A 2,218-nucleotide genomic window follows, 5' to 3' on the forward strand; every position below is an offset into this window, starting at 1 on the left:
GAGAAAGTCTACCCGAGCGCGGCCTGATATGCGCTTCCTGGCTGATGAGAATTTTCCCGGCGCGGCGGTGGTGGCCCTCAGAGCGGCCGGTAACGACGTCGTTTGGATTAGAACGGCAGCCCCAGGCAGCAGCGATCCGGAGGTGCTCACGTTGGCTGCTCGCGATGAGCGCGTTCTGCTTACCTTCGACAAGGATTTCGGTGAACTGGCCAAGGCATCGGTGCTTCCGGCGACGTGCGGAGTTATCTTGCTGCGCGTACCCGCGCCGCGGCCCAATGACGTCCGACTGCAGCTTGCCGACGTGATAATGACGCGTGACGACTGGGCCGGTCATTTCTCGGTTATCGAGCCAGGACGTGTCCGCATGCGGCCACCAGGGAAATAGGCGTGACACGCCAATTTGCGGTGCGCCTACCGCCAGCGGCGATGCAGCCATAGCCATGAGCGGGATATTCTCACGAATTACCCCGGTGTCACGCACGAGGACATTATCGCGTGTCTTGCGGGTCGCGTGATGCTGGAGGAGTGCCGCTGATTTGCCCGACGTGTCAAATGTTATCGCGCCATCGCACAAAGCATTATGCCAGCGACTGCTCCTTTGCATGGGGTTGTTTTCCATGTTTTGAGGCGGACCCAGCTATTGATCGAATACGATCCGAGGCCGCCGTCCTGCGCCTACCGCCAGCGGCGATGCAGCCACAGCCATTGCTCCGGATATTCGCGGATCCAGCCCTCGATCACCGTGGTGACCGCCTGCATCGTTCCCGCAATATCGATTTGCCCGGAGGCATCGCGTACCGGCTTCACTTCCTCGGATAGTTCGGCGCGGAAGCGATGGTTGGGCAGGCGGATGATGCGCACGCCGTGAATTGGGCATTCGACCTGTCGCAGCAGGCGGGCAAGCATCGGGTTCGCCCTGGTCTTGCGGCCGAAGAAGCTGACCTCGACGCCGCCGGTCAGATACTGGTCGACCAGCATGGCGACGTGCTGGCCCTGCCGTAGCGCCTCGGCGAGTTTCAGCGGCGCGTCGCGGCCGGCCGGGATCAGCGTACCCATCTTGACCGCGCGCATCCGCTCGATGGCGCGATCGACGGACTCGATGTTCGGCCGCCGGTACAGGATCGCGGCATCGAGCCCGTGCGCGACCGCGGCGAGCGCCGGCAGTTCCCAATTGCCGAGATGGCTTGCAAAGATCAGCGCCGGCTTGCCGTCGAGCCGAAGCCGGGCGAACAATTCGTGGGTTCGCTGCTCGATCTCGACGCGGCTCTGTTCGGGGTGGTCGGTATCATAGTCCCAGACATGGTCGAGATGGGCGAACTCGGCGCCGATGCGGCCGAGATTGTCCCAGACGCCGGCCAAAATGGTCTCGATCGCTTCGGGGGATTTTTCCGGGAAGGCGGCCTTCAGATTGTCGCGGCCGATTCGGTCCTCGCGCAGCCTGGGGCCAATCAAGCGGGTGACGCGGCCGAAGAAATTGGCGGTCTTGATCGGATCGAAATAGCGCGTGGCCCGCAACAGGCCGACCGTCAGCGCGCCGACGGCGGCCTCGGTCAGCGGCTTGGCGGCGTCGCGGACGCGCGCCCTGGTGCGGAGGAGCAGGCGGTTCATCGTGACAGGCGCTGGGCTTGCTACATCGGCTCGCGCGTCAGGATCAGCGAGGCATTCTGCCCGCCGAAACCGAACGAGTTGGACATCACGGCGGTGACGCGGGCGTCGCGGGCCTTGTTCGGAACCACGTCGAACGGGATCGCCGGGTCCGGCACCTCGTAATTGATGGTCGGCGGAATCCGCTGATGTTCGAGGGTCAGCAGCGAGAAGATCGCCTCGACCGCGCCGGCCGCCGAAATGGTGTGGCCGACCATCGACTTGTTCGACGATACCGGAATTTGCCTGGCGCGGTCGCCGAACACGGTGGAGATCGCGAGATATTCCATCTTGTCGTTTTCCGGCGTCGAGGTGCCGTGGGCGTTGATGTAGTCGATCTGCTCGGGTGTCAGGCCGGCGTCGGCCAGCGTCTTGCGCACGCAGCCGATGATCGGCTTGCCGTCGGGGCTCGAGCGGGTGCGGTGGAACGAGTCGGTCAATTCACCGCAGCCGGCCACGACGCCGAGGATCGTCGCACCGCGGGCGACGGCGGCCTCGTAGCTTTCGAGCACCAGCGTACCGGCGCCTTCGGCCATGACGAAACCGTCACGGTTCTTCGAGAACGGTTTGGAGG

General features: G+C 64.2%; 3 protein-coding genes. 1 reads left to right on the forward strand and 2 read right to left on the reverse strand.

What is annotated here, in order from left to right; all coding sequences use genetic code 11:
• Positions 1–28: 28 nt before the first annotated feature.
• Positions 29–385 carry a DUF5615 family PIN-like protein gene (locus WCE35_RS17275; RefSeq protein ID WP_424594547.1) on the forward strand — a complete coding sequence of 119 codons (357 nt, stop codon included), beginning with the start codon at positions 29–31 and terminating at the stop codon, positions 383–385.
• Positions 386–675: 290 nt separating this feature from the next.
• Here WCE35_RS17275 and WCE35_RS17280 read toward each other — a convergent pair whose 3' ends face one another.
• Both WCE35_RS17280 and WCE35_RS17285 read right to left on the reverse strand, forming a co-directional pair.
• Positions 676–1,608: a lipid A biosynthesis lauroyl acyltransferase gene (locus WCE35_RS17280; RefSeq protein WP_424594545.1), complete on the reverse strand. Its 933-nt coding sequence runs from the start codon at positions 1,606–1,608 to the stop codon at positions 676–678.
• 20 nt (positions 1,609–1,628) lie between these two features.
• The coding region (locus tag WCE35_RS17285; protein WP_424594546.1) for a beta-ketoacyl synthase N-terminal-like domain-containing protein at positions 1,629–2,218 on the reverse strand (590 nt) is incomplete at its 5' end.

The organism is Bradyrhizobium sp., from assembly GCF_049691595.1.
GTDB lineage: Bacteria > Pseudomonadota > Alphaproteobacteria > Rhizobiales > Xanthobacteraceae > Bradyrhizobium.